Source organism: Streptomyces varsoviensis (genome assembly GCF_000718635.1).
In the GTDB taxonomy this organism is placed as follows: domain Bacteria; phylum Actinomycetota; class Actinomycetes; order Streptomycetales; family Streptomycetaceae; genus Streptomyces; species Streptomyces varsoviensis.
The window spans coordinates 1-26,204 of record NZ_JOBF01000039.1 but is presented as its reverse complement, the minus strand read 5'-3'; the positions used below and the strand labels follow the sequence as shown (position 1 = coordinate 26,204).

Genomic DNA, 26,204 nt, shown 5'->3' with positions numbered 1-26,204 from the left:
CATGCCCAAACGCTCCCCCACCGCGGAGCGGAACGCCGAACTCATCCGCACCGCCCTGCTCAAGGTGTCCCCAGCCGGACTGACGATCATCGAGCTGATGACAGAATGCAACCTGAGCCTCTGGCAGACTCGCCGGGCCCTGGCAGCCCTCAGAGACCTCTGCGCCGAAAAAGGATGGCCACCCGCGATCTGGACCCGCGAGGCCGGCTACCACTTCTGCGCAGGTGAGACCGAACTCGAACGCTGGGAACGGGTCTGGATCGGCGAACGGCTCACCCAGTTCCGCCGGATGCTCTCCGGCACCCTCGGCCCCCACCTCCGCCTCTTCCCCAAAAGCGACTGGGCCGAATACCTCACTGCCCAAGTGAAAGCGATCGAATCCAACCTGGAGATCGCCGCAGGCCCCTGGCCCCGCTGACCCACTCTCCGGGAAACGATCACCCGGCAGACGGGAAACGATCTCCCACCGGAGCCATCACCCCAGGCCGGGTGTACTCGTGAACGCCCCACCGCAATGACTGTTCTTGAGTCCGCTCAGGGATGGTTGCCAAGATCCCGTCCGATCTGATTGATCGGGCGGGATCTTGGCGTTTCAGGGTCTTGGCGTTTCGGGATCTTGGGCGTTTCGGGGGTCTTTGCGTTTCCGGGGATGGCCGGGCGCCGACCGGTGATCGCTGTTTCGCGATTACTCGCGGAGGCGGGAGCGGTATTCGCCCGGGGGGATGCCTCGGGCGCGGCGGAAGGCGCGGCTGAAGGCGTGCGGGGAGGCGTAGCCGACCGCGCCGGAGATCGACTCGACCGGCTCGTCGGTGTCGCGGAGCCGGACGGACGCCAGGTCCAGGCGCCACTGCGTCACATACGCGCCCGGCGGCTGCCCGAGGGCGGACCGGAAGCGCCGGGACAGGGTCGTCCGGGAGACCGCCGTCGCGGCCGCCAGGGACGCGGTGGTCCAGGGGTGTTCGGGGCGCGCGTGGACATTCGCCAGGGCGTCGCGTACGACCGGGTCGCGCATCGCGCCCAGCCAGGAGCCGGTCGGCTGCTGCGGGTTGCGGGCCAGCCAGACCCGTACGAACTGGATGAGCAGCAGGTCGACGATGCTGTTGACGGCGGCGGTGGTGCCGATCTGCGGCCGCGCGAGCTCCGCGGTGAGAAGCTCCACGGTCTTTCTGAGCTGTGCGTTCTCCCGGCTCGTGACGTGCATGGGCCCGGCGAGGGAGGTGAGTACCGGCGTACTGACCTCCGGGTCCTGCTCGTAGCGCAGGAGGAGCACTTCCGTCTGAGGCGGGGTCGAGCCCAGGTGCAGGGGGCTGCCGTCGGCGAGGGCTCGGTCCGTCGCCTTCCGGTCACAGAGGCGCATCGTCGTACTTGGCCCGCCGGCTATCCCATGGGCTGTGCCCGGAGCCAGCAGGACGGCGTCTCCTTCCCGCACCTCCAGGGGCTTCTCGCCCGGGACGTGGAGCCACATCGTGCCGCGGGAGACCACGTGCAGGGCCGCTCCCGGAGCGGACTCCAGCCACAGGCCCCAGGTTCCGCCGGCCTTCAGCACGACCCCGAGCGACCCTCGCGCCCCCGATACGCGCAGGGCCTCCGCGAATACGTCCATCGCCCCATCCTCGCCGACGGGCGTCAGGCCACGTCGAGAACGATCTTTCCGTGCACCTGGCGCGCGAACAGCGCCCGGACGGCGTCGCCCACGTCCCGCCAGTCGCCTCGCAGCCCGACCGGGACCGCGAGCTTCCCGGCGGCCACCAGGCCCAGGAGGTCCGTCAGCTCCTCGCTGATCGGCGACCTGTCGCCGTAGGTCTCGATGGTGCGGGGCTCGCCGAAGCCGAACAGGGTCCCGGACGGGAACGTGGTCTCCTCCCCCGAGGAGTAGCCGACCACGTGGATCGTGCCGCCCTCGGCGAGGGAGTCCCACGCCTGGGCCAGCAGCGGCCCGCCGACCGTGTCCAGGACGAGATCGAACCGGCGCTCGGTCCCGGGCAGATCGGTCAGGACCTCGTCGGCCCCGAGTTCGCGGAGCCCGGCGGTCCGCTCCGGGGACCCCACGAGCGCCGTCACCCGGGCGCCCGCCAACGCCGCCAACTGGACGGCGAAGTGGCCCACGCCACCGCTGGCCCCGGTGATCAGCACCTCGCGCGCCAGCAGGGAACGCTTGCGCAGCACCCGCAGCGCGGTGGCCCCGGCGATCCCCAGCGCGGCACCGTCGGCCAGCTCCACACCCTCGGGAACGGTGCCGAGCGAGGCGGTATTGACCGCCACCCGCTCCGCCCACGCGTGAGCTGACATGCCCAGCGCCACGCGCGTACCCTCCGGCGGCCCCGAACCGTCCGACGCGGCGCGCACCACGACGCCGGCCGCGTCGTGACCGTGCACCGCGCTGGCAGGCCACAGATGCAGGTAATTCAACTCCCCGAAGTTCAGACCGATATGCCGTATCTCGACCAGCGCCTCGTCGCCGGACGGCACAGGCTCATCGACATCGGCGAACCGGACGGGCCCGGCCTCGCCGTGATCCACCACAAGGGCGCGCATGGGTGACTTTCCCTCTCTCGCGGATGCGCCGGAACACTCGGCGCGGCAACGGGACGGAGCGCGCGAACCCCGCGCTCCCACCCCCTTGAAACCCTACGGACGCCCAGCACGGCGACCAGCCCCGTGAGAACCGATCAGTTGACGATCTGTGCCAGAGCGACCGCCTGCGATCGCCTGGCACCCGCCCCGCTGCCACGGATGCCGCCACTCGGCCACGCCGTAGAGTCGGACCATGCCGATCGAAGAGAGCCCGAGGCTCACTGCCAAGCACTGGCAGGACTGCACGGACGTGTACGACTTCCTGGATCAGATCCGTCTCCGGCCCGGTGTGTGGCTGTCCGGCGGCTCACTTCGCGAGCTGCAGACCATGCTGATCGGCTATCAGGTGGCGCTCGGTGTGCACTCCATCGACGATCCCTGCGACTTCTGGCACGACGGAGCCTTCAGCCAGTGGCTCGGCACACGCCTCGGCGGCACCAGCCCGCTCGGTTGGGCGGCGGACATCGAGCGCAACACCCCCGAGGGGTCCACCCCCGTCGAGGAGTTCTTCCGCCTCCTGGACGCCTACCGGAGCGACACGGAGCGGAAACCGGCGCCCGTGCCGCTCCGCGACGGTGATCAGGGTTCCGAAGCGGGCCGGGCGGGGGTTACAGCTCCGGAGGGGCCGTTTCTGTGAGGGTGCCGGGGGTGAGGTGGAGCCAGCGGGTGATGTGGAGGTGTTGGAGGAAGCGGGTGTCGTGGCTGACGACGAGGATGGCTCCTTGGTAGGAGGCGAGGGCGCTTTCGAGCTGGGCCGTGCTGGTGAGGTCGAGGTTGTTGGTGGGTTCGTCGAGGAGGAGCAGGTGGGGGGCCGGGTCGGCGCACAGGACGCAGGCGAGGGTGGCGCGCAGGCGTTCGCCGCCGGAGAGGGCACGGACGGGGAGGTGGGCGCGGGGGCCGCGGAAGAGGAAGCGGGCGAGCAGGTTCATCCGGTCCGCTTCCGGCCGCTCGGGGGCGTAGGCGGTGAAGTTCTCGGCGACCGTACGGTCCGGGTCCAGCAGGTCGAGGCGTTGTGAGAGGTAGGCGACGCGGCCCTCGGCCCGCTTGATCTCGCCGCCGTGCGGGGTCAGGTCGCCGCTGACGAGCCGCAGCAGGGTGCTCTTGCCGGCGCCGTTGGGGCCGGTCAGGGCGATGCGCTCCGGGCCCCGTACGGTCAGGTCGACGCCCTGGCCGGGGAAGATGTCGGTGTCGCCGAGGCGGACGCGGAGGTGTTCGCCGAGGAACAGATTGCGGCCGGCCGGCACATCGGTCTCCGGCAGGTCGAGCGTGATGCGCTGCTCCTCGCGCAGCGCGCGCCCGGCCTCGTCCAGCCGGGCCTGCGCCTCGCCGACCCGGCCGGCGTGCACCTGGCCGGCGCGGCCCGCGGACTCCTGCGCGCCGCGCTTCATGTTGCCCGCGAAGATGCGGGGCAGCCCCGCGCTCTTCAGATTGCGGGCGGCGTTGCTCTGGCGGCGTTCGGCGCGCTCGCGGGCCTGCCGCAGCTCCCGCTTCTCGCGCTTCAGCTCCTGCTCCGCGTTGCGTACGTTCTTCTCGGCGACCTCCCGCTCGGCCCGTACGGCCTCCTCGTACGCGGTGAAGTCGCCGCCGTAGAGGCGCAGTTCGCCACGGTCGAGTTCGGCGATGCGAGTCATGCGGTCGAGCAGCGCCCGGTCGTGGCTGACCAGGAGCAGGCAGCCGGTGAAGTCGTCCAGGGCGGCGTAGAGCTTGAGCCGGGCGTCCCGGTCGAGGTTGTTGGTGGGCTCGTCGAGCAGCAGGACGTCGGGCCGCTTGAGCAACTGGGCGGCGAGGCCGAGGGAGACGATCTGGCCGCCGCTGAGGGTGTCGAGGCGGCGGTCCAGGGTCAGGGCGGCGAGGCCGAGGCGGTCGAGCTGGGCGCGGGTGCGCTCCTCGATGTCCCAGTCGTCGCCGATGGCCGAGAAGTGTCGCTCGTCGACGTCCCCGGACTCCACGGCGTCGATGGCCCGGATGATCGCGGCGACGCCCAGCACCTCGGCGACCGTGAGGTCACCGGTCAGGGGCAGGGCCTGCGGGAGGTAGCCGAGGGTTCCGGTCACGGAGACCGACCCGGCACTGGGCCGCAGTTCGCCGGCGATGAGTTTCAGCAGGGTGCTCTTGCCGGTGCCGTTGGGCGCGACGAGCCCGGTGCGGCCGGCGCCGACGGTGAAGGACAGGCCCTGGAAGAGAGGGGTGTCGTCGGGCCAGGAGAAGGACAGGTTGGAGCAGACGACGCGGGCGTCGGACATGGTGGTGACCTCGTGGGGAGGGCCGGGGGAGACACTTCCGCCCCGGCGGCAGGCTGGGGAAGAGGGGACGACGGCGAGGCCACCTCGGCGGCGCTTCCGCGCACCGGCCGGTGGCCTGTCGGGTCCGGGTATCACCCGGAGATGTCGTCGTCCACCACCATGTCTGGGCTCCTCGATGTACGGGCGAAGTCCCCGGCAGCGTAACAGCAGGGTGCGCGGGGGCGGACGCGGCGGGGGCCCGGCCGGGCCGTGTCGAGCGGCCGAAAAACGTCACCTATTCGGATAAACAATTTGCCAGCCAACATCACTGCATCGAGGTAATCCCTCGGGCTCTCCCGGCGGGCCGGGAGCGGCGGCCACTACGGTTCCCGGCACCGGCACGCGTTCTCCGGGCCCCTCGCCACCTGCGCTTCGGCCCCGGCCCGTGCCGTGCGTACGGCCGTGATCACTCCCATGAAGGAGAGCCCGCACGATGTCCACTGAGACCGGCTCGGAATCCCGACTGGACATGCCCCGGCAGTCCAGCCTGAGCACCGAGGCCGCCCGCAATCTCGCCACCACGACCAAGACCGTCCCGCAGATGCAGGGGATCACCTCCCGGTGGCTGCTGCGCGCGCTGCCCTGGGTGGAGGTCCGGGGCGGCACGTACCGGGTCAACCGGCGGCTGAGCTACACCGTCGGCGACGGGCGGATCGAGTTCGTCCAGGACGGCGCCGACGTCCGGGTGATCCCCCGCGAACTCGGCGAACTGGCCCTGCTGCGCGGCTTCGAGGACGTCGAGGTGCTGACGGCGATCGCCGACCGGTGCGTGCGGCGCGACTTCCGCGCCGGAGAGGTGCTGGCCGAGCGCGGCGCCGCCGCCGAGCAGATCCATCTCATCGCCCACGGCCGGATCCGGCTGACCGCCGCCGGCGAGTACGACGACGAGGCGCGTGTCGCGGTGCTCGCCGACGGCGACCGGTTCGGCGACAGCGCCCTCCTCGACGAGGACGCCCGGTGGGACCACACGGCCACCGCCGAGACCTCCGGCACCCTGCTCACCCTCTCCCGCGCCGAGTTCGCCGCCGTACTGGCCGGAGCGCCGCATCTCCAGGCGCACATCGCGGAGTTCCGCGCGCGGGCCGACCGTCCGCAGAATCGTCACGGCGAGGCGGAGATCGCCCTGTCCGCCGGGCACACCGGCGAGGTGGGGCTGCCGAGCACCTTCGTCGACTACGAACTCAAGCCGCGCGAGTACGAACTCTCCGTCGCGCAGACCGTCCTGCGCGTCCACACCCGGGTCGCCGACCTCTACAACGAGCCGATGAACCAGACCGAGGAACAGCTCCGGCTCACCATCGAGGCGCTGCGCGAGCGCCAGGAGCACGAGATGGTCAACAACCCGGAGTTCGGCCTGCTGCACAACGCCGACTTCAAGCAGCGGATCCAGCCCCACTCCGGCCCGCCCACCCCCGACGACCTCGACGAACTGCTCAGCCGCCGGCGCGGCACCAAGGTCTTCCTCGCCCACCCCAAGGCGATCGCGGCGATCGGCCGGGAGTTCAACGCCCGCGGGCTCTACCCGACCCACGTCGATCTCGGCGGGCAGCAGGTCCCGGCCTGGCGCGGGGTGCCGATCCTGCCCTGCAACAAGATCCCCGTCAGCGCGGAGGGGACCAGCTCGATCATCGCCATGCGCACGGGCGAGGACAACCAGGGCGTCGTCGGGCTGCACCAGACGGGCCTGCCGGACGAGTACGAGCCGGGACTGTCGGTGCGCTTCATGGGCATCAGCGAGCAGGCGATCATCTCGTACCTGGTCAGCGCCTACTACTCCACCGCCATCCTGGTGCCCGACGCGCTCGGCGTACTGGAGAACGTGCAGATCCTCCGCGGCCGCGACTGACGGACGCGACTGACGGACACGGCCGGCGGGCGCGGCCGACGGGCCCGTACGACCTCGATGACGGCCCGGAGCCCCGGGCGAGCGCGCCCGGGGCCGGGCCCTCCGCCGGGGCCCTCCAGCGGAGTCCTCCACCGGGGCCGTCCACCACCTCATCGAGCGTCATCACGCTTCATCAAGCGTCATCACGCTTCATCAAGCTGCGACGAGCTTCACCAAGGAGCCACGGATGCCCGTTCCTGGGGTCCCCCTTCCTCCGCCGAGGCCGCCCGCCCGCGCGGCCGGTCCCGGCGTCCCGCCCCCTCCCCCTGTCGACGGCGGCGCCCAGGCCGTCCGGCCCCCGCTCCCGGGGCCGCCTTCCCTGTCGGTGACGCCAGTGCCCGTGCCCGTACCTCCGGACGCGGCCGCGCCCGACGGCGGCCCGGAGGGCGTGGTGCCGCCGTCGCTCCCCGGCCGGGAGCGGCTGCTGGGCGGGCCCAGCGGCCTGGGCACGGCGGGGCTGCGGCTCGTCCCCCCGGCCCGTGGCGCGGCTCGCTGCGAGGAGCCCGCGGCGTACGAGGCCGGGGCGGCGCGCGAGGGGGCGCCGGCGGCGGGCGACCCGGTGCCGGGCCTCTACCACCACCCCGTACCGGAGCCCGATCCGCTGCGCGTCGAGGAGGTCGGCCGCAGGATCAGGGCGTGGGCCGTGGACGAGGTGCGGGCGGTGCCGCCGGAGTGGGAGGACCAGTTCGACGGCTTCTCCGTCGGCCGGTACATGGTCGCCTGCCACCCGGACGCCCCCACCATCGACCACCTCATGATCGCCACCCGGCTGATGGTCGCCGAGAACGCGGTCGACGACTGCTACTGCGAGGACCACGGCGGCTCGCCCATCGGCCTCGGCAGCCGCCTCCTGCTGGCCCACACGGCGCTCGACCCGCTGCACACCACGCCGGAGTACGAGGGGGAGTGGGCGGCCTCGCTCCAGTCGGACGCCCCTCGGCGCGCGTACCGCTCCGCCATGGACTACTTCCTCCGGCAGTCCACCGCCTCCCAGGCCGACCGGTTCCGGCACGACATGGCGCGGCTGCACATGGGCTACCTGGCGGAGGCCGCCTGGGCGCAGACGGGCCACGTGCCCGAGGTGTGGGAGTACCTGGCGATGCGGCAGTTCAACAACTTCCGCCCCTGCCCCACGATCACCGACACCGTCGGCGGCTACGAACTCCCGGCGGACCTGCACGCGCAGCCGGCCATGCAGCGCGTCATCGCGCTCGCCGGGAACGCGACCACGATCGTCAACGACCTGTACTCGTACACCAAGGAGCTCAAGAGCCCGGGCACCCATCTCAACCTGCCCGTGGTGCTCGCGCGGCGCGAGAACCTCTCCGAGCGGGACGCCTACCTCAAGGCGGTCGAGGTCCACAACGGCCTCATGCGCGCCTTCGAGGCCGAGGCCGCCGCGCTGGCCGCCGCCTGCCCCGCGCCGAGCGTGGTGCGGTTCCTGCGCGGCGTGGCCGTCTGGGTCGACGGCAACCACTACTGGCACCGCTCCAACACCTACCGCTACACCCTGCCCGACTTCTGGTAAGGAATGGATACCCGCGTGACGAGCATCGAGCAGACCACCGCCCAGCGCACCACCGCGTTCGTCCCCTCCCCGGCCTCGCCCTACCAGGGGGACATCGCCCGCTACTGGGACCAGGAGGCCAGGCCCGTGAACCTGCGCCTCGGCGACGTCGACGGCCTCTACCACCACCACTACGGCATCGGCGATGTCGACCACGCCGCCCTCGGGGACAGCGCCGACAGCGCGTACGAGAAGAAGCTGATCGCCGAGCTGCACCGGCTGGAGTCGGCCCAGGCCGAAGTCCTCATGGACCACCTCGGCCCCGTCGGGGGCGAGGCCACGCTCGTCGACGCCGGCTGCGGCCGGGGCGGTTCGATGGTGATGGCCCACCGGCGGTTCGGTTGCTACGTCGAGGGCGTCACCCTCTCGGCCAAGCAGGCCGACTTCGCCAACCGGCGCGCCCGCGAGCTGCGCATCGACGGCCGCGTACAGGCCCGCGTGTGCAACATGCTCGACATGCCCTTCGGCACGGGGCAGGTCAGCGCCTCGTGGAACAACGAGTCGACCATGTACGTCGACCTGCACGACCTCTTCGCCGAGCACTCCCGGATTCTGGAGACGGGCGGGCGGTACGTGACGATCACGGGCTGCTGGAACCCGCGCTACGGCCAGCCCTCGAAGTGGGTCTCCCAGATCAACGCGCACTTCGAGTGCAACATCCACTCCCGCCGCGAGTACATGCGCGCCATGGCCGACAACCGCCTCGTGCCGCAGAGCGTCGTCGACCTGACGGCCGCCACGCTGCCCTACTGGGAGCTGCGTGCCACGTCCTCCCTGGTCACGGGCGTGGAGGAGGCGTTCATCAACGCGTACCGGGACGGGTCCTTCCAGTACCTCCTGATCGCGGCCGACCGGGTCTGAGCTCTTCGCCGCACCGCTGCCCATGGCCGGGTCCGTCACCCCGACGGGTCCGGCCCGCCGTGTGTCACGGCCGCCCGGCGCGGTCGCGCCCGGACCCGGCCGCGGCACGTCGGACGCCGCGGCCGGACGGTAGCGTGGGAGGTGCGACGTGCTGGGCGTCGCGCACATGACGTGGGGCTTCGGGGCGCCGCGGTGCTGAGGGACACGGGAGAGACGACCGATGACAGCCACCTCGTCGGAATCGTCGGAATCACCAGAGCCGCCGGAATCACCAGAGTCGCCTGAGTCGTCGGAGTCGCCTGGGTCGCCCGAAGCGGCCGGGGCCACCGAGGCCGGGCGGCAGGCGTGGGCGCTCATGCAGCGGTTCGTGGAGTCGCACAGCCGCCGGGGCGAGCTGGCCAAGGCGCTCGGGTTCCGGCTCGGCGGCGGCCGGGGCAAGGTGCTGCTCCAGCTCCGCGACGGCCCGCGGACGCTCAGCGGGATCGCGGAGATGAACGGCATCGACGCCCCGTACACGACCCTCATCGTCGACAAGCTGGAGGCCCACGACCTGGTCGAGCGCCGGCCGCACCCGGATGACCGGCGGCGGAAGCTGGTCACGCTCACGCCCGCCGGGCACCGGGCCATCGCGGCCATCGACGCCATCCTGCTGCGTCCGCCGCCGGCCGTCGCCCGCCTCTGCGACGACGACCTCGACCAGCTCACCCGGATCTTCACCCGCCTTCTCGAAGCGGAGGCGCGCGACGGCGACGCCGGGGGCGGCGACGGCGGCGGCGGGGGCTGCGCCGGGGAGAGGCCGACGCGGGAGGGGAGACGCTGATGCTGTTCCGGCAGCTTGAGTACTTCGTGGCGGTGGCCAAGGAGCGGCACTTCGCCCGCGCGGCCGAGTCCTGTTTCGTCTCGCAGCCCGCGCTGTCGGCGGCCATCGCCAAGCTGGAGCGCGAGCTGAACGTCACCCTGATCAACCGGGGGCACAACTACGAGGGCCTCACCCCCGAGGGCGAGCGGCTCGTGGTGTGGGCGAAGCGCATCCTCGCCGAGCAGGACGCGTTCAAGGCGGAGGTCGCCGCCGTGCAGTCGGGGATCACGGGGACGCTGCGGCTGGGCACGGACCCCACGGCGTCGACGACCCTGGCGCTCCCGGTGGCCGCGTTCCGGGCGGCGCACCCGCTGGCCAAGGTGCAGGTCAGCTCGCGGCTGTCGGCGAAGGAGCTGCACCGGCAACTGCGCGAGTTCGAACTCGACGCCGCCATCGCGCACTTCGGGCCCGGCGACCGCGAGGGCCTTCAGGTGCTGCCGCTCTACCGGGAGCGGTACGTGCTGCTGGCCTCCGAGGAGCAGTTGACGCCCCAGACCCACACCATGACGTGGGCCGAGGCGGCGCAGTTGCCGCTCGCCCTGCTCACCCCGGACATGCGGGTCCGGCAGCTCATCGACGGCGTGTTCGCGGACAACGGGGTCGTGGTGACGCCGCAGTTGGAGACGGACTCGGTGGCCTCCCTCTACGCGACCGTCGGCGTCGGCGAGTGGGCGAGCATCGTGCCGCACACCTGGATGCGCGCGATGCCGGTGAGCGGCCGGACGCGGGCCGTGCGGCTGGTCGATCCGGACGCCAGCGCCCAGGTCTCCGTCGCGATACACGCCGCGACCCCCGGCTCGGTGGTGGCCCGCGCCTTCATGAACGCGGCCACGGGGCTGTCCCTGGACGAGGTCTTCGAGCAGCCGCTGCCGTCCGAGCACCGGGTGAGGTGACGGGGCCCGGGTGTCCGCGTGCCCGAGTGCTTGAGCGCCGGGGCGACTGACCGGGGGCCCGGCCCGTTCAGTGTGCGTACCGGGCCTCCACCGCCGCCCGGTCCAGGCCGCCCTTGGCCGTGTGCGGCAGCGCCGCGACGATCTCCAGCCGGTCCGGCACCTCGAAGGCGGCCAGCCGGTCGCGGCAGTACCGCAGGATCTGCTCGGAGTCGGCGCGCTCGCCGCCGGGCAGGCCGCCGCGGGCGTCCGCGCGTACGACCACGGCGGCGCCGACCCGCTGCCCGTAGTGCGCGTCGGGCACCGGGAACACGGCCGCCTCGGCGACGCCGGGGCAGCCGGCGAGGACGTCCTCGACGTGTTCGGGCGCGATCTTCTCGCCGCCGCGGTTGATGAGGTTCTTGATGCGTCCGGTGAGGAACAGATACCCGTCCTCGTCCAGCGAGCCCAGGTCCCCGGTGCGCAGCCACCCGTCGACGAAGCTCCGCGCGGTCTCGGCCGGGTCGGCCAGATAGCCGCGGGCCACGGTGGGGCCCTGCACCCACACCTCGCCCGGTACGCCCGTCGGGCACGGCCGCCCGTCGCGGTCGAGGACCCGCAGGGCGACCCCGGTCGGCCGGCCGACGGAACCGTGCTTCAACGGGCCGCGCCCGGGCAGCGGTTCGCCGGCCGCCTGGTGCGCGGACTCGGTCATTCCGTACGCGGAGAGCAGCGGTGCGCCCAGGACGCGCTCCAGCGCCCGCTGGGTGGCCGTGTTCAGCGGGGCGCTGCAACTGCGGACGAATCGCAGCGGGGCCGCCTTCCGGTCCGTACCGTCCTCTTGATCCCCCGCACCTCCCGTCTCCCCCGGGTATTCCGTCGCCGCCCGGTCCAGCAGGATCTCGTGGATGGTCGGGACGGCGGTGAACCACGTGGCGGACACGGCGCGGACATCGCCCCAGAACGTACGCGCCGAGAACCGGCCGCGTTCCGGCAGCAGTACCCGGCCCCCGCCGGCCAGCGACGCCAGGAGCGCCGCGAACAGCCCGTGGCCGTGGAAGAGCGGCATCACGGCGACCGTCGCGTCGGCCGGTCCCAGCTCGTACGCGGCGCAGATGTTCCGTACGGAGGCGGCGGCGTTGGCGCGGGTCAGCGGCACCATCTTGGCGCGGTCGGTGGTCCCCGCCGTGAACAGGACGAGGGCGTCGCCGGCCGACAGCTCACCGGACGCGCCCGTACCCGCGGGCGCCGGGGGAGCGGTGATGTCGAGGGCGGCCGTCGCCGTGCCCGCGCCGGACACGGCCACGCGCAGGGGCCAGGCGGGCACGGCGGTCCGGACGGCGGGCGTCGCGCCGCCGGCGGCGGTCGGGCCGAGCAGGACGGCCCGCGCGCCGAGCGCGTCGAGCCGGGCGGAGAGCTGCGCGCCGGGCAGGGCGGGGTCCATGGGGGAGACCACCAGCCCGGCCCGCGCCGCGCCCAGCAGCCCCACGACGAACTCGGCGGTGTTGGCGCAGACGAGGGCGACCGGCTCGCCGCGGCGCAGCCCCCCCGCCGCGAGCCGCGCGGCGACGTCGTCGGCGACCGCGGCCAGGGCCCCGTACGACACGGGCCGCCGGTCGCCGCCCACGACGAGCGCGGTCGCGTGGGGCGTGGCGCGGGCCGGGCCGTCGAGGAGATCGTCGAGGCCCGTGAGGGCCGGGGGCCGGTAGCGGTTCGTCTCGGGTACGGGCGCCGCGGTCGGTACGGCCATGACCTCCGCCTCCTCTTGTCTCGTCGTCGGGGCTCGTCGCATCGCCGAGGCCGCTGTGAGCTGTCTCGGGGGTCGGGGCGTCGTCAGGTCGTCGGCACCGTGGCGGCGGATCTTCCGACGCTCCCCTCAGCGAGCCTGCGCGGGCGCGGCGCGGCCGTCCAATACGCGCTGGCGAACAACCGATAGCGAGCTTCTATCAAGGGCCTCCGGAGGGCGGAAATCCCGCTCTGACCAGGGCTCGATAAATAGCGGTTATCGGCTGGTCGCCGATGAATCTTGGACGCCGCCACAGCCGCTGCGGATGGTGGAAGACGAAGCCGACAAGGCCAGTCAGCCCAAGGAGGCCCGCGGACCATGACCGCCCCCACCGCACCGGAGAACGCCACCGCGCCGGAGGCCGCGGCCACCGCCGCGACGGCCGGCGCCCCGGCCGAGCTCACCGACGGCTACCACCTGGTGGTCGACGCGCTGAAGCTCAACGACATCGACACCATCTACGGGGTGGTCGGCATCCCGATCACCGACCTGGCCCGCCTCGCGCAGGCGCAGGGCATCCGCTACATCGGCTTCCGGCACGAGAGCAACGCGGGGCACGCGGCGGCCGCCGCCGGGTTCCTCACCCAGAAGCCGGGCGTGGCCCTCACGGTCTCCGCGCCGGGCTTCCTCAACGGGCTGGTCGCGCTGGCCAACGCGACCACGAACTGCTTCCCGATGGTGCAGATATCCGGTTCCAGCGAGCGCCACCTCGTCGACCTCAGGCAGGGCGACTACGAGGAGATGGACCAGCTCGCCGCCGCCCAGCCGTTCTGCAAGGCCGCGTACCGGGTGAGCCGGGTCGAGGACATCGGGCGCGGTATCGCCCGCGCGCTGCGCACCGCGGTCTCCGGCCGCCCCGGCGGCGTCTACCTCGACATCCCGGCCGCCGTGCTCGGCTCGGTCCTCGACGCGGACGCGGGCGCGGCGACGCTCAGCCGCCTCGTCGACCCGGCGCCGCGCCAACTGCCCGCGCCCGACGCGGTGGACCGGGCGATCGAGCTGCTGGCGGGCGCCGAGCGGCCGCTGGTGATGCTCGGCAAGGGGGCCGCGTACGCCCGGGCGGACGACCGTATCCGGGAGTTCATCGAGTCCACCGGCATCCCGTACGTGCCGATGTCGATGGCGAAGGGCCTGCTGCCCGACGGCCACCCGCAGTCCGCGGCCACCGCCCGTTCGCTGGCGCTGAAGAAGGCCGACGTGGTGATGCTGGTGGGCGCGCGGCTCAACTGGCTGCTGGGGCACGGCGAGGCGCCGCAGTGGAACCCCGACGCGAAGTTCATCCAGGTGGACATCGAGCCGCGGGAGCTGGACAGCAACCAGCCGATCGCGGCCCCCCTCGTCGGGGACATCGACTCGGTCTTCGCGGCGCTCGCCGAACGCGCCAAGCCCGGGCGGATCGCGGCGCCCACGGCCTGGCGGGAGGAGCTGGCCGCGCGGTCGGCGAAGAACGTCGCCAAGATGGCGGAGCGGCTGGCGGCCGACCCGCACCCGATGCAGTTCATGGGCGCGCTGAAGGCCGTACGCGACGTGCTGCACGGCCACCCCGAGGCGTACCTCGTCAACGAGGGCGCCAACGCGCTGGACATCGCCCGCAACGTCATCGACATGCGCGTACCGCGGCACCGCCTGGACAGCGGCACCTGGGGCGTCATGGGCATCGGCATGGGCTACGCCATCGCCGCGGCCGTCGAGAGCGGGGCGCCCGTCGTGGCCGTGGAGGGCGACAGCGCCTTCGGGTTCAGCGGCATGGAGCTGGAGACGATCTGCCGCTACAAGCTGCCGGTCGTCACGGTCATCCTCAACAACGGCGGCGTCTACCGGGGCGACGACGTCAACCCGCTGGAGACCGACCCGTCGCCGACGACCCTGATGCTCCAGGCGCGCCACGACCGGATGATCGAGGCGTTCGGCGGCAAGGGCTACCGCGCGACGACGCCCGCCGAGGTCACCGCCGCCCTCACCGAGGCGCTGGCCTCGGGCGGCCCCGCCCTCATCGACTGCGCGATCGACCCCTCGGCCGGCACCGAGAGCGGGCACATCTCGCACCTCAACCCGAAGGGCATCACCGTCGGCAACATCGCGCCGGCGAGGAAGTGAGCGCCGGGCCCGGGGCCGTACCCCCGCTCGGCCGCCCCCTCACACCCCACCCGCATCCCCACTCGCACCCGCACCCGCACCCGCACACCGAGAACACTCACGAGAAGGAAGCCGCCATGAGTGAGAAGCCGCTCGCAGGAATCAAGGTGATCGACTTCACCGGGGTCCAGGCCGGCCCCGCGTGCACCCAACTGCTCGCCTGGTTCGGCGCCGATGTCATCAAGGTCGAGCGCACCAATGGCGGAGACGTGACGCGCCGTCAGCTCCGGGACATCCCCGACGTCGACGCCCTCTACTTCACCATGCTCAACAGCAACAAGCGCTCGCTGGCCATCAACACCAAGGCCCCCGAGGGCAAGGAGGTCATGGAGAAGCTGATCCGCGGCGCCGACATCCTCGTCGAGAACTTCGCGCCGGGCGCCATGGACCGCATGGGCCTCGGCTGGGACCACATCCACGAGCTCAACCCCCGGCTGATCCTCGGCTCGGTCAAGGGCTTCAACGAGGACTCCCCCTGGTCCGACCTCAAGGTCTACGAGAACGTCGCGCAGGCCGCCGGCGGCGCCGCGTCCACCACCGGGTTCTGGGACGGCCCGCCGACCATCAGCGGCGCCGCCCTCGGCGACAGCAACAGCGGCATGCACCTGATGATCGGCCTCCTCACCGCGATCATCCAGCGCAACGCCACCGGCGTCGGCCAGAAGGTGTCGGTGTCCATGCAGGACGCCGTGCTCAACCTCTCCCGCGTCAAGCTCCGCGACCAGCAGCGGCTGGAGCGGCTCGGCTACCTGGAGGAGTACCCGCAGTACCCGAACGGCGAGTTCGGCGACGCCGTGCCGCGCGGCGGCAACGCGGGCGGCGGCGGCCAGCCCGGCTGGGTCCTCAAGTGCAAGGGCTGGGAGACCGACCCCAACGCGTACATCTACTTCACGATCCAGGAGCAGAACTGGGCGCGCACCTGTGAGGCCATCGGCAAGCCCGAGTGGATCGACGACCCCGAGTACGCCACCGCCCGGGCGCGGCAGCCGCACATCTTCGACATCTTCGCCGACATCGAGAAGTGGCTCGCCGACAAGACGAAGTACGAGGCCGTGGACATCCTGCGCACCTACGAGGTGCCCTGCGCGCCCGTGCTCAGCATGAAGGAGATCGCCGCCGACCCGGCGCTGCGCAAGAGCGGCTCGGTCGTGGAGGTCGAGCAGAAGGACCGCGGCACGTACCTGACCGTGGGCAGCCCGATCAAGTTCTCCGGCTTCACGCCCGACATCACCGGCTCCCCGCTGCTCGGCGAGCACACCGACGAGGTGCTCGCGGACCTCGGCTACGACGCCGACGCCATCGCGAAGCTGCACGCGGGCCAGGTCGTCGTCTGAGACCGCCGCACCGCAGGCCGGCCACGGTCCGGTGGTCGTCCGAGACCGCCGAGTCCCATGCCGGCCACGGCCAGGCCGTCGCCTGACCAACGACGGCCTTCCCCAGGGCGCCCCGCACGTTTCCCTCGCGTGCGGGGCGCCCGCCTGTGTACGGCGCTGGGCTCGTACGCGGCGCCCCTTGCGTACGAAACCGGCTCGCGCAAGCCCGTACGCCCCCCGATGCCGAGGGGGGAGGCCCACAACGTGATCTTGGGGTTGGCGTCATTGGCTCCCGCGAACGGCGACGGAAGGCTGTTGGCGCATGACGAGCCTGCACGGACCCCCGCCCCGCCACCCGAGAGCCGCCACCCCGGGCACCCCGTTACGGCCCCGGCTCACCAGGCGTCAGCTCCTGCGCGGCTCCACGGTCGTCGCCACGGCGGCGCTGACGACGGGGGCCGGGCTCGGGTCCGCGAGCGCCGTGCCGCCGCGCCCGGCCGTCCGCCGCCCCGCCCCGGCGCCCGACCTGCGCGCCGTCCGGCGGGTGCTGGCCGCGCTGGTCGAGGCCGAGGGGCTGCCGGGGGCGCAGGCGGTGATCACCGGCGCGGACGGCCGGGTGCGCGAGGTGAACGCCGGAGCGGGCGACCTGGCCACCGGGCGCCCGTATCCGCACCTGGCCCGGCTGCGGGTGGGCAGCCACAGCAAGTCGTTCATCGCGACGGTCGTGCTCCAACTCGCCGCCGAGGGCCGGGTACGGCTGGAGGCGCCGGTCGAGCGCTATCTGCCGGGCGTGGTCCGCGGGCACGGCAACGACGGCCGGCGCGTCAGCGTCCACCAGTTCCTCCAGCACACCAGCGGCCTCCCCGACTTCCCGGAGTCGCTGGACCTGGAGGGGCACGCGTACATGGACCCGCGGCGGCTGGTCGCCATCGCCCTGACCCGGCCGCCGATGTTCCCGCCAGGGGAGCGCTGGGCGTACTGCAACATCAACTACATCCTGCTCGGCATGCTCGTCGAGCGCGTCACCGGGCACCGCTACGAGCGCGAGGTGGAGCGGCGGATCATCGAACCGCTGGGGCTCGCGCACACCTACTGGCCGCCCTGGCCCGAGCAGCGGCTGCGCGGCCCGCACCCGAAGGCGTACGCGCCCATCGCGGGCGGCGGCCACCGGGAGATCACCTTCATCAATACGTCGCTGATCGGCGCGGCCGGCGCCCTGGTGGCCACGGCCCAGGACCTCACCGCCTTCTACGCCGCCCTGCTCGCCGGGCGACTGCTGCCGCCCGCGCAGCGGGCGCTGATGCGCTCCACGGTGCCCGCCGCGGACCTCGCCCGGGGCGCGGCGTACGGGCTGGGGCTGGCGAGCTATCCGATCGGCGGCCCCGGCGGCGGCCGGTACTGGGGACACGGCGGCACCGTGTACGGGACACGGACCCGAGGCGGGGTCACCGAGGACGGGCGCGCCGTGTTCATCGCCGTCAACGAGGTCCCCGAACGCGAGGGCGCCTCCCAGGCCGTCGTGGACGCCGTCGAGCGCATATTCCAGGCCATGGCGGCGGCCTCCGATTCTCCGAAGGAGCACCCCCACCCGTGAAGAGACCGCGACCCCTGCGCCGCACCGCGGCCGTCGCCGCGCTCGCGGCGGCCACCGCCGCCGGCCTGCTCGCCCCCGTGCAGAGCGCCACCGCCGCTGCCCAGCAGCGCACCGAGCCTTCGAAGCTCGCCAAGTTCACGCAGCAGAAGGTGCGTTGGGAGAAATGCGGGGTCAAGGGCCTCGACGAGGCCGGTGCGCGGTGCGCGTCGATCCGGGTGCCGCTGGACTACAGCCGCCCGGACGGGCAGACGCTGACCATCGGCTTCTCCCGGATCAAGGCCACCAACACGCGTCACCGCATCGGGCTGATGATGCACAACTCCGGCGGCCCCGGCGGCCCCACCCTCGACATGCCCCTGGAGTCGAAGGCCGCCATGGGCGAGGAACTGGCCGCCCGTTACGACCTGATCGGCATGGACCCGCGCGGCGTCGGCCGCAGCAGTCCTCTGCACTGTGACACCGCGGGCCACTGGCTGCGCTCGGCCGGGTACGACACCGCGGGCTTCCGCGCCCAGGCCCGTTACGAGGCCGGACTGGTGAAGTCCTGCCAGCGGAAGTACGGCGAGAAGTTGCCGTACCTGCGCCACTTCACCAGCCGCAACACCGCGCGCGACATGGACCTGCTCCGCGCCGTCCTCGGCGAGCGCAAGACCTCGTACTTCGGCGTCTCCTACGGCACCTACCTCGGCGCGGTCTACGCCAAGATGTTCCCCGGCCGCGTCGACCGGCTGCTCCTCGACAGCGCCATAGACCCCGCCCGCTGGAACGGCGGCGTCAACCGGGACTCCGCCGTGGCCAATGAGGAGTTCCTGGACGCCTGGGCGCGCTGGGCGGCGCCCCGCGACAGCACGTACGGCCTCGGCGACACGCCCGCCAAGGCGCGGGCCACCGTCGAGGCGATAGCCCGGCAGGCCGCCCGCAAGCCGTTGCGCATCGGCCCGTACACCGCCGACGGGCAGCAGGTGCCGCTGGCGCTGGCCACGCTGATGTCCGACGACCGGGGCTTCGCCGAGGCGGCCGAGAACATCCGGGTGCTGCACGAGGCCGCCCAGGGCCGGACCGTGGAGCCGACGGAGGCGCTGGCCGCCGTGCTCGGCCCGCCCGGCGCCGACATGGACAACCAGATATCGCTCCAGCTCGCCCTGATCTGCGGCGACAGCACACAGCCCCGCGACCTGTCCTGGTACCGGCGCGGCATCGAGGCGAGCCGGGCGACGGCCCCGCTGTACGGGCCGCTGTTCAAGGGCGTGACGCCCTGCGCGTACTGGCCGAACAAGCCGCTGGAGGCGCCCGTGCTCACCGGCAACGACGTGCCCGGCCTCATCGTCCAGTCCACCGGCGACCCGCGCACCAGCTACGCCAACGGGCAGGGCCTGCACCGCAAGATGCCCAACTCCCGCCTGATCACGCTCAAGGCACGGGTCCACGGCGTCTACGGCTCGTACCAGAACGCCTGCGTGGACCGGCAGGTCAACGACTACCTGCGCACGGGCAGGCTGCCCGCGCGGGACGCCGTGTGCGAGAAGGCCGCGGGCGGCGGGGAGAGCTGAGCCCGGCACCCCGGCTCGTATACGGGCGGTCCGTACGCGGTCGGTCCGGGGCGGTTCGTACGCGCCGGGCCGTACGCGCGGCGGGGCCGCACCTGGCCGGCCCGTACGCGGCCGGGTGGGGCCGGTTCGTACGCGGCCGGTCCGTACGCCGATCGGGTACGGGCGGGCGGGCACGGTGATCATGGGCCGGGGCCGGGCTACCCAAGCGTTCCCGCGCTCTCTACGGTGGCATCGGCGGGCCCCATGAACGTCATGGCGGCCGCGCGGGCACAGAGGGGGCACCGTGGAAGCGGAGTTGGCGGCGCTGGCGGCGTCGGGGGCGACCACCGTGGTCGGGCTCATGGCGTCCGACGCGTGGACGCAGGCGAAACAGCGACTGGCACGGTTCTTCGCCCGCGGCGGCGACGAGAGCGCCGTCGACGGCGAACTGGAGCTCTCCCGCGCGGAACTGGCCGCCGCCCGCGACGAGTCGGACGAGCTGACCGCCGCCGACATCGAGGCCGACTGGCGGCAGCGGCTGCGCCGCGTGCTGCGCACGGACCCGGCCGCCGCCGAGGAGTTGCGGGCCCTGCTGGCCGAGGTGGGCCCGGCGGAGGGCGAGCGCGGCGGGCCGGTGCACAACACCGTCAGCGGCAGCGTGCACAACGGATCGGTCGTTCAAGGACGGGACTTCTCCGGCGGCCTGAACCTCTACGACTCCGGAGCCGTACCGCCCATGCAGGGCAGCCAGGGCGCACAAGGCAGCCAGGACGCGCAGGACGGGCGGGCGGCGCGGTGAGCGATGCCTTCGACGGCGCCGCCGCCGCGGCGGGCCGCGTCGCCAACGAACTGTCCGGGACCGTGTACGGGCCGAGCGTGCAGGCCGGGCAGATCCACGGCGGCATCGCCGTGACCGTCCAGGCGCCGACGCCCGAGGCCCGCCCGAAGCCCGACCAAGTGCCGCCGCTGACAGCCCCGTTCGTCAACCGGACGCGGGAGCTGATCGCCCTCGACCGGTGCCTGACCGCCACCGGAGAGGCGGGTGCCGTGATCGCTCTGGGTCTGCTCACCGGCTTGCCGGGGGTCGGGAAGACCGCCACCGCCTGCCGGTGGGCGCAGCTCTCCCGCGACCTGTTCCCGGACGGGCAGATCTACATCGACTTCGCGGCTCTGCGCGACGGCGAGGGCGCCGATGTCTCCGAGGCCGTCGCGCAGGGCCTGCGGGCCCTCGGCGTCGACAACGCCTACCTCCCGGACTCGCTCGCCGAGCGGACCGCGCTCTTCCGGACGCACTCCGCCGGCCGCCGGCTGCTCGTCGTCCTCGACGACGTGAACCACCCCGCGCAGGTCAGGCCCCTCGTCCCGAAGGGGCCGGGCAGCGCCGTGCTGGTCACGAGCAACGCCCGGCTCGGCGAACTCGCCCTCGACGGCGCCCGGTCGCTGCCGCTCGACCCGCTGGACGGCGAGGGCGGCCTGCGGCTGCTCGCCGAACGGTGCGGCGAGGAGGCCGTGGCGGCGGAGCGTACGGCCGCCGAGCGGCTGGTCGAACTGTGCGGCGGGCTGCCGGTCGCGCTCCGCGTCGTCGCGGCGCGGCTGGCGGCCTCGCCCCGGCTGACCATGACCGCGCTGGCCGGCGAACTCGCCGACGAGACCCGGCGGCTGTCCGGGATGGCCTTACGCGGTACGCGCGGTGGGCAACACGCAGCTAATGCAGCCAACGCACACAGCGCGTACGGCGCACGGCGAGGGGAGCATTCGGTGTCCGCGGTACTCGGCCCCGCCTACCGGGGGCTGGAGCCGCCCGCCGCCCGCCTGTACCGGCTGCTCGGCCTGCTGCCGGCCCGCACCTTCGACCTCGGTACGGCCGCCGTCGCCGCCGGCCTCGATCCGTCGGACGCCGAGCCCCTGCTGGCCGACCTGATCGAGGCCGGTCTGCTCGACGTCACCCCGGAGGGCCGCTTCCGCCAGCACGACCTCGTACGGCTGCACGCCCGTGAGCGCGCCGCAGAGGAGGAGCCCGAGGGCGCGCGGCGGGCCCTCGCGGAACGGGTGGTGACGCACTACCTCGCCCTGACCGCGTTCGCCGACCGCGCCATCCGTGCGGACCGGCTGCGCGTCGCCGACCTCGACGCGTTCCTGCGCGGCGCCCCCGACCCCTTCGCGGCCGGGGCCGCGGGCCCGGCGCCGTTGGACTGGCTGGAGGCCGAGCGCCCCAATATTCTCGCCGTGCTGCGCGACGCCGCCGGGCACGCGCTGCACACGCCCGTATGGCAGCTCGCGGAGGTCTTCACCGTCCTCTTCCTGCACCGCAGGCACCTGGCCGACTGGCGGGAGTCCCTGGAGATCGGCGCGGCGTCGGCCACCGCGGCCGTGGTGCCCGCCGCCGAGGCGCGGCTGCGCAGCCTGCTGTCCCGGCCGCTGATGGACCTCGGCGCGTACGACCGGGCGCGCACGGAACTGGAGGCGGCCGCAGCCTGCGCCGACGTCTGTGGGCACACGGTGCTGCGCGCGTCGGTGCAGGAGTTCTCCGGCCGCTACTGGGACCGGTTCGACCCGGCCCGCGCCATGGCCGCCTACCAGCTCTCCCTCGACCTCAACACCGCGGCCGGGGAGGAGCGCGGCGCCGCCATCGCCGCCTACTTCCTGGGCTGCGCGCGGGACGCGGGCGGCGACCACCGCGGCGCGCTGGACACCCTGCGCGGCGCGTACGACCGGCTGACGGCGTGCGGCGACGGCCGGATGGCCGCCAGGGCGCTCGCCGCGCTGGGCGCCGCCCACGACCACGCCGGTGAGACCGAGGCGGCGACGCGGGCGCTGACCGAGGCAGCGCGGGTGCTGCGCGAGGGGGACGCCACCCACTACGAGGCGCAGGCGCTCGTCGTGCTCGCGGACATCGTGGAGCGCACGGGCGGCGAGCGCGCCACCGTACGGGCCCACCTGACTCGCGCGTACGAGATCTACGCGGCGGGCGGCGGCCTGGCGGCGGAGGAACTGCGGGAGCGGCTGGACGCGCTGGGAGGACTGGGCGGGGCGGACGAGCCGGGCGGTCAGGGCGGTTGAGGCGCGGATGGGGGCGGCGGCTCTTTCGATTTCCGCCCTCACGCGTCACGGGCCGGGGCGGGGACGCGGGCGGGCCCTACGCGCTACGGGCCGGGCAGTAGGGCAGGGCGGCCGCGGGGCGGGGCGACGCGTCCTCCCCGCGCACCGGTCTGGGCGCCGCGGGCATGCGGCGGCGTCACGGCAGTTGGCCAGTGGGGCGGAGGCGCAGGGCAACGTCCTCCTCGTGTGACGCTCCTGCGCGCAGGGCCACGATCGTGCCGTCCAGCGGGGCGCCCGCGCGCAGGCACGCGTAGACGACGGCGGCGCACAGGCCGGGGCCGGTGTCCGGCCCGGTGGGCGTCGCCTCCACGGTCCGTCCGTCGCGCAGCCGGGCCAGCGCGCCGCCGCCGTCCAGCGCGGCCACGGCGAGGAGGCAGCCGGTGAACCGGGCCAGCGTCGCGTCCGCCCAGCGCAGGGCGGCGACGGCGGACCGTACGGGGGAGCGCTCGACCAGCACCGACGCGCTCTCCGCCAGCCGCTGGTCCGGCTCCTCCACATCGCACGCGAGGTGGGAGCAGACCCCGGCCCGCTCCTCGTCGGCCGCGCCGTCCTCCACCGCTGCCGAGGGGTGGCGGCGCACGGTGACCGACCACTGGCCCGCGTCGTCGTGGGCGGTGGTGACCACCCGCCACGATGTGACGCCGACGACGGGTGACGAGGACGGCGCGGGGAGCGCGGGCAAGGGCGGGGCGGAGCGCGGTTCGGGCAGGTTCAGCAGCTCGTAGACGGCGGTGCGCAGCCGCGCGACGGACTGGCCGGGCTCGGCGAACGCCCGTCGCGCGATGTCCGCGTAGCGGTCCGGTACATGGGTCCGTACGGCCTCCTCGATCTGCCCGAGGAGGTCGCCGTGCGGGTCGAGCCGGGGCGCGGCGCCGCCGAGCGCGGCGGCGGCCGTCCGCGGCACGGCGTCGTGGCCGAAGGCGGCGAGTAGTACGGGCTTGCCGAGCGCGGCCCCGTACAGGGTCACCGAACCGTGGTCCCCGATGACGACGTCGGCGGCGGTGAGCGCGGGCCGCCAGTCGTGGACCGGCGACATCAGCAGCAGCCCGGCGTCCACGGCCGGCGCGAGCGCCCTGCGGATATCCCAATCGCCGTGCGCGGAGCGCACATTGGGGTGGATGACGGCGGCCACCCGGTACTCGTCGTACGGCAGTTCCGCGAGCAGCCGGCGCGGGAGGTCCGGCTCCCGGCCGAGCAGCGACGTGGGGCCCCAGGTGGAGCTGAGCACGGCCAGCCGCCGGCCGCCGGTGACGCCGAGCGCGCGCCGGTGCTCCTCGCGCCGCGGCAGGCCGCGCCGCAACTGGTCGAAGCAGGGGTCGCCGACGAGCAGGGTGCGGCCTGCCGTCTTCGGGTGCGCGGCGGCGAGCTGGTCCGCCTGGTCCGGGTGCGAGACGGCCAGCCACGCCCGGCCCGCCTCCAGCAGGGCGTCCGGCACCAGCCCGGAGAGCCGGCTGCGCGAGGAGCGGGAGTCCGGCACCAGCTTCTGGAAGCCGACGCCGTGCGGGAGGACGAGCACGGGGCAGTCGCCCGCCGGTACGTCGACGTTCTCGCTGGCGGAGACGATGAGGTCGGGCTCGACGTCGGCCAACTGGCTCCAGGGCATGACCCGGCACCCGGCGTCGTGCAGCAGGTCGAGGACGCCGTCGCTGAAGGCGGAGGTGGGGTCGTACGCGAAGACGACGGCGACCCTGCTGTCGCCGCGCAGGAGGTCCGGCAGGGTTTCGAGGACGCGCACGGTCGAGGTGACGGTGCGGGCGGCGGCTACGACGGCCTTCTGGCCGGGGAACGTGCGCCAGCGGCGGGCGGGTTCGCGGTTCGCGGTTCGCGGTTCGCGGTTCGCGGTTCGCGGTTCGCGGTTCGCGGTTCGCGGTTCGCGGTTCGCGGTTCGCGGTTCGCGGTGAGGGTCGACTTACCGCATCTCAAGCTCGTGCCGCAACCTTTCCGGAGGGGTGCGCTGAACAGATGGAGATACACGGTACCCGTGGGGCTCGGCGGGGCCGCCGGGCGGCCTCGTATCCCGGTGGTTTATGACGGGCCGTCATGGCCACTCGCGTGGGCGACGGACGGGACGGAGGGTGGTGGTTGATGACTCAAGTGCCTTGCGGGATATGCCCATTAGGGGAAACCACGTTCGAGCCTCGCTGCATAAATATGTAGGGTGGCGAAACCGAAACCGAAGGCTCCGGTAGACCGACGCCGGGCCTTGGAAGGAGCCGGATCATGCGTCGCATGACGACCGCCGCAACCGCTGCCGCCGCCGCGGCCCTGCTCGCCGGGGGCATAGCCGCGGGGACGGCCAACGCCGCCGAGCCCGCCGCGGCGGCCACCCCGACCTGTGCCGTCTCGGGGCTCCGGATCACGCTGGACGACAACGGCAACGGTCCCGCGCAGCACGGCATGAACCACGAGGGCACCTACCTCCGGTTCAAGAACACCACCGGCACCACCTGCGCGCTGCGCGGCTACCCGGGCCTCGGCCTGGAGAAGGCCGGGCACGCCAAGGCCGCCACCGACGTGCGCTGGGGCTCGACGTACTTCGCCCAGGACCCGGGCAAGAAGACGGTCTACCTCAAGAGCGACGCCTCCGCCTGGGCCGACCTGGTCTGGACCCACACGGGCGCCAACGCGGTGCACGCCAAGTACCTGGAGGTCACCCCGCCCGCCGCCACGGCGCACCGGACGCTGGCCTTCGACAAGATCGTCGACAATGGCACCCTCAATGTGACCAGCCTGTCGGCGACCCCGCCGGCGACCGGCTGACGGACGTACGGGCGTGGTGGCCCGGGCGGGCGTACGGGAACGAGCGGGCGTACGTCGGGAGGTCGACCCGCGGGCCTACGGCGCGGGCCCGAGCCGGCCTGGGGTTTTCCCTACCCGGACGGGGCTACTGGCTGAACCCCGGAGAGGCCCGCTGACCGGATGGTTCCGTTCCGCCTGGTGGCGGAGGCTGAGCAGGCAGCAGAAGCTCGCCTGATCGGAGAACCAGTGTTCAGCCTGAAGTCCTCGCGCCGCACGGTGGCGCGCACCGCCGCCGTGGCCCTGGCGGGCGCGGCGTGCGCCGCCATGATGTCCGGCAGCGCCGAAGCCATCGTCAACGGCAAGGATTCGACGCAGCGCTACCCGTCCATGGTGTCGATACCGGTGACGGGCGTGGACGACCCCGCCTTCAAGGGGTTCTGCGGAGGGTCGTTGATCGGTTCGAAGTGGGTGCTCACGGCGGCGCACTGCGTGGACCCGGCGCTCGTCACCCCGGACGGCACCGTCCGGATCGGCAGCGAGTGGAAGAACTCCGGAGGCACGGTCCGGTCCATCGCGAAGACGGTGACCCACCCGGGCTACAAGAACGGCGACGGCACCGGACCCAACCGCGACGACCTCGCCCTGATCCGGCTGGACCGCCCGGTCTCCGAGAAGCCGATCCGCATCGCCGACAAGCCGGGGCGGCCCGGCACCCCGACCCGGCTGCTGGGCTTCGGCACCGTCGTCGACACCCCCGACCGCGGCAAGTGGACCTTCCCCGACCGGCTCCAGCAGCTCGACACCCGCCGGGGAGCGGTCTCCGAGTGCGCGCCCGGCTACGCCAACAGCGACCGCCTGTGCACGGTCAGCCGGGTGCCGAAGGCCATGGCCTGCAACGGCGACTCGGGCGGGCCCCAGCTCCAACGGGACCGGCGGGGACGCTGGGAACTCATCGGCGTCACCTCCGGCCCGGGCGCCCCGGGCAAGCTGTGCAGCGAGGGCCCGGGGCTCTACACCAGCGCGCCCGCCTACGCGGGCTGGATCCACAAGACGATGAGCCGCAACGGCTGATCCGAGGGCGCGGGGTGCGGAGGGGGTGGGTGCCGAGGGG

20 protein-coding genes are annotated in these 26,204 nt (G+C 73.3%); 15 read left to right on the top strand and 5 right to left on the bottom strand.

Going from position 1 to position 26,204, the window contains the following annotated elements; genetic code table 11:
- The first annotated feature begins 1 nt into the window (after nucleotide 1).
- A complete protein-coding gene (locus tag IF55_RS34220; protein WP_030891855.1) occupies nucleotides 2–418 on the top strand; it encodes a hypothetical protein in 417 nt (138 codons plus the stop codon).
- Nucleotides 419–685: 267 nt separating this feature from the next.
- Here IF55_RS34220 and IF55_RS34215 read toward each other — a convergent pair whose 3' ends face one another.
- Nucleotides 686–1,603, bottom strand: a complete 918-nt coding sequence (locus IF55_RS34215) for an AraC family transcriptional regulator (RefSeq protein WP_030891858.1) — start codon at nucleotides 1,601–1,603, stop codon at nucleotides 686–688.
- Nucleotides 1,604–1,626: 23 nt separating this feature from the next.
- A complete protein-coding gene (locus IF55_RS34210; protein ID WP_030891861.1) occupies nucleotides 1,627–2,535 on the bottom strand; it encodes a zinc-binding dehydrogenase in 909 nt (302 codons plus the stop codon).
- Between the two features lie 232 nt (nucleotides 2,536–2,767).
- Between IF55_RS34210 and IF55_RS40230 the strand changes: the two genes are divergently transcribed.
- On the top strand, nucleotides 2,768–3,211 hold the full coding sequence (locus IF55_RS40230; RefSeq protein WP_211270082.1) for a hypothetical protein: 444 nt from the start codon (nucleotides 2,768–2,770) through the stop codon (nucleotides 3,209–3,211).
- Here the strand turns inward: IF55_RS40230 and abc-f are convergent.
- On the bottom strand, nucleotides 3,183–4,817 hold the full coding sequence (gene abc-f, locus IF55_RS34200; protein ID WP_030891867.1) for a ribosomal protection-like ABC-F family protein: 1,635 nt from the start codon (nucleotides 4,815–4,817) through the stop codon (nucleotides 3,183–3,185). The two genes, IF55_RS40230 and abc-f, sit on opposite strands and share 29 nt — an antisense overlap.
- Before the next feature lie 472 nt (nucleotides 4,818–5,289).
- Here abc-f and IF55_RS34195 point away from each other — a divergent pair, with 472 nt between their 5' ends.
- The 5 genes from IF55_RS34195 (at nucleotide 5,290) to IF55_RS34175 (ending at nucleotide 10,921) form a co-directional block, all read left to right on the top strand.
- The gene (locus IF55_RS34195) at nucleotides 5,290–6,702 is read left to right on the top strand and encodes a family 2B encapsulin nanocompartment shell protein (RefSeq protein WP_030891870.1); all 1,413 of its coding nucleotides are present in this window, start codon (nucleotides 5,290–5,292) and stop codon (nucleotides 6,700–6,702) included.
- 226 nt (nucleotides 6,703–6,928) lie between these two features.
- On the top strand, nucleotides 6,929–8,269 hold the full coding sequence (locus tag IF55_RS34190; protein WP_078645740.1) for a family 2 encapsulin nanocompartment cargo protein terpene cyclase: 1,341 nt from the start codon (nucleotides 6,929–6,931) through the stop codon (nucleotides 8,267–8,269).
- 3 nt (nucleotides 8,270–8,272) lie between these two features.
- Entirely contained in the window at nucleotides 8,273–9,169 is an 897-nt protein-coding gene (locus tag IF55_RS34185) for a geranyl diphosphate 2-C-methyltransferase (protein WP_048833026.1), read from the top strand.
- A gap of 355 nt (nucleotides 9,170–9,524) precedes the next feature.
- Nucleotides 9,525–9,989, top strand: coding sequence for a MarR family transcriptional regulator (locus IF55_RS34180; RefSeq protein ID WP_048833024.1), 465 nt, complete (start codon nucleotides 9,525–9,527; stop codon nucleotides 9,987–9,989).
- Nucleotides 9,989–10,921: a LysR family transcriptional regulator gene (locus IF55_RS34175; RefSeq protein ID WP_030891883.1), complete on the top strand. Its 933-nt coding sequence runs from the start codon at nucleotides 9,989–9,991 to the stop codon at nucleotides 10,919–10,921. The genes IF55_RS34180 and IF55_RS34175 overlap by 1 nt, the downstream gene beginning before the upstream one ends.
- Before the next feature lie 67 nt (nucleotides 10,922–10,988).
- Here the strand turns inward: IF55_RS34175 and IF55_RS34170 are convergent, their stop codons facing one another.
- Complete coding sequence (locus tag IF55_RS34170; RefSeq protein WP_048833022.1) at nucleotides 10,989–12,647, bottom strand: FadD7 family fatty acid--CoA ligase; 1,659 nt, start codon at nucleotides 12,645–12,647, stop codon at nucleotides 10,989–10,991.
- Nucleotides 12,648–13,001: 354 nt separating this feature from the next.
- Here IF55_RS34170 and oxc point away from each other — a divergent pair, with 354 nt between their 5' ends.
- From oxc to IF55_RS34140, 6 genes are all read left to right on the top strand, one after another.
- Nucleotides 13,002–14,780, top strand: a complete 1,779-nt coding sequence (gene oxc, locus IF55_RS34165) for an oxalyl-CoA decarboxylase (RefSeq protein ID WP_030891887.1) — start codon at nucleotides 13,002–13,004, stop codon at nucleotides 14,778–14,780.
- Nucleotides 14,781–14,896: 116 nt separating this feature from the next.
- Nucleotides 14,897–16,153, top strand: a complete 1,257-nt coding sequence (gene frc, locus IF55_RS34160) for a formyl-CoA transferase (protein WP_030891888.1) — start codon at nucleotides 14,897–14,899, stop codon at nucleotides 16,151–16,153.
- Nucleotides 16,154–16,454: 301 nt separating this feature from the next.
- Nucleotides 16,455–17,726, top strand: coding sequence for a serine hydrolase domain-containing protein (locus IF55_RS34155; protein WP_051776243.1), 1,272 nt, complete (start codon nucleotides 16,455–16,457; stop codon nucleotides 17,724–17,726).
- Complete coding sequence (locus tag IF55_RS34150; protein ID WP_048833020.1) at nucleotides 17,723–19,276, top strand: alpha/beta hydrolase; 1,554 nt, start codon at nucleotides 17,723–17,725, stop codon at nucleotides 19,274–19,276. The genes IF55_RS34155 and IF55_RS34150 overlap by 4 nt, the downstream gene beginning before the upstream one ends.
- Before the next feature lie 283 nt (nucleotides 19,277–19,559).
- Entirely contained in the window at nucleotides 19,560–20,054 is a 495-nt protein-coding gene (locus IF55_RS34145) for a hypothetical protein (protein ID WP_048833018.1), read from the top strand.
- Nucleotides 20,051–22,315, top strand: coding sequence for an ATP-binding protein (locus IF55_RS34140; protein WP_048833016.1), 2,265 nt, complete (start codon nucleotides 20,051–20,053; stop codon nucleotides 22,313–22,315). Before IF55_RS34145 ends, IF55_RS34140 begins: the two co-directional genes overlap by 4 nt.
- A gap of 175 nt (nucleotides 22,316–22,490) precedes the next feature.
- Here IF55_RS34140 and IF55_RS34135 read toward each other — a convergent pair whose 3' ends face one another.
- The gene (locus tag IF55_RS34135) at nucleotides 22,491–24,089 is read right to left on the bottom strand and encodes a hypothetical protein (RefSeq protein ID WP_048833015.1); all 1,599 of its coding nucleotides are present in this window, start codon (nucleotides 24,087–24,089) and stop codon (nucleotides 22,491–22,493) included.
- Between the two features lie 494 nt (nucleotides 24,090–24,583).
- Here IF55_RS34135 and IF55_RS34130 point away from each other — a divergent pair, with 494 nt between their 5' ends.
- Both IF55_RS34130 and IF55_RS34125 read left to right on the top strand, forming a co-directional pair.
- Nucleotides 24,584–25,114: a DUF4232 domain-containing protein gene (locus IF55_RS34130; protein ID WP_245661633.1), complete on the top strand. Its 531-nt coding sequence runs from the start codon at nucleotides 24,584–24,586 to the stop codon at nucleotides 25,112–25,114.
- A 225-nt stretch (nucleotides 25,115–25,339) separates the two neighbouring features.
- On the top strand, nucleotides 25,340–26,164 hold the full coding sequence (locus IF55_RS34125) for a S1 family peptidase (RefSeq protein ID WP_030891907.1): 825 nt from the start codon (nucleotides 25,340–25,342) through the stop codon (nucleotides 26,162–26,164).
- The last annotated feature ends 40 nt before the right edge of the window (nucleotides 26,165–26,204 follow it).

What these genes read in the sequence shown, in the direction of transcription:
- IF55_RS34220 (WP_030891855.1), top strand. Translation starts at nt 2, where the DNA reads ATGCCCAAACGCTCCCCCACCGCGGAGCGGAACGCCGAACTCATCCGC.
- IF55_RS34215 (WP_030891858.1), bottom strand. Translation starts at nt 1,603, where the DNA reads ATGGACGTATTCGCGGAGGCCCTGCGCGTATCGGGGGCGCGAGGGTCG.
- IF55_RS34210 (WP_030891861.1), bottom strand. Translation starts at nt 2,535, where the DNA reads ATGCGCGCCCTTGTGGTGGATCACGGCGAGGCCGGGCCCGTCCGGTTC.
- IF55_RS40230 (WP_211270082.1), top strand. Translation starts at nt 2,768, where the DNA reads ATGCCGATCGAAGAGAGCCCGAGGCTCACTGCCAAGCACTGGCAGGAC.
- abc-f (WP_030891867.1), bottom strand. Translation starts at nt 4,817, where the DNA reads ATGTCCGACGCCCGCGTCGTCTGCTCCAACCTGTCCTTCTCCTGGCCC.
- IF55_RS34195 (WP_030891870.1), top strand. Translation starts at nt 5,290, where the DNA reads ATGTCCACTGAGACCGGCTCGGAATCCCGACTGGACATGCCCCGGCAG.
- IF55_RS34190 (WP_078645740.1), top strand. Translation starts at nt 6,929, where the DNA reads ATGCCCGTTCCTGGGGTCCCCCTTCCTCCGCCGAGGCCGCCCGCCCGC.
- IF55_RS34185 (WP_048833026.1), top strand. Translation starts at nt 8,273, where the DNA reads ATGGATACCCGCGTGACGAGCATCGAGCAGACCACCGCCCAGCGCACC.
- IF55_RS34180 (WP_048833024.1), top strand. Translation starts at nt 9,525, where the DNA reads ATGCAGCGGTTCGTGGAGTCGCACAGCCGCCGGGGCGAGCTGGCCAAG.
- IF55_RS34175 (WP_030891883.1), top strand. Translation starts at nt 9,989, where the DNA reads ATGCTGTTCCGGCAGCTTGAGTACTTCGTGGCGGTGGCCAAGGAGCGG.
- IF55_RS34170 (WP_048833022.1), bottom strand. Translation starts at nt 12,647, where the DNA reads ATGGCCGTACCGACCGCGGCGCCCGTACCCGAGACGAACCGCTACCGG.
- oxc (WP_030891887.1), top strand. Translation starts at nt 13,002, where the DNA reads ATGACCGCCCCCACCGCACCGGAGAACGCCACCGCGCCGGAGGCCGCG.
- frc (WP_030891888.1), top strand. Translation starts at nt 14,897, where the DNA reads ATGAGTGAGAAGCCGCTCGCAGGAATCAAGGTGATCGACTTCACCGGG.
- IF55_RS34155 (WP_051776243.1), top strand. Translation starts at nt 16,455, where the DNA reads ATGACGAGCCTGCACGGACCCCCGCCCCGCCACCCGAGAGCCGCCACC.
- IF55_RS34130 (WP_245661633.1), top strand. Translation starts at nt 24,584, where the DNA reads ATGACGACCGCCGCAACCGCTGCCGCCGCCGCGGCCCTGCTCGCCGGG.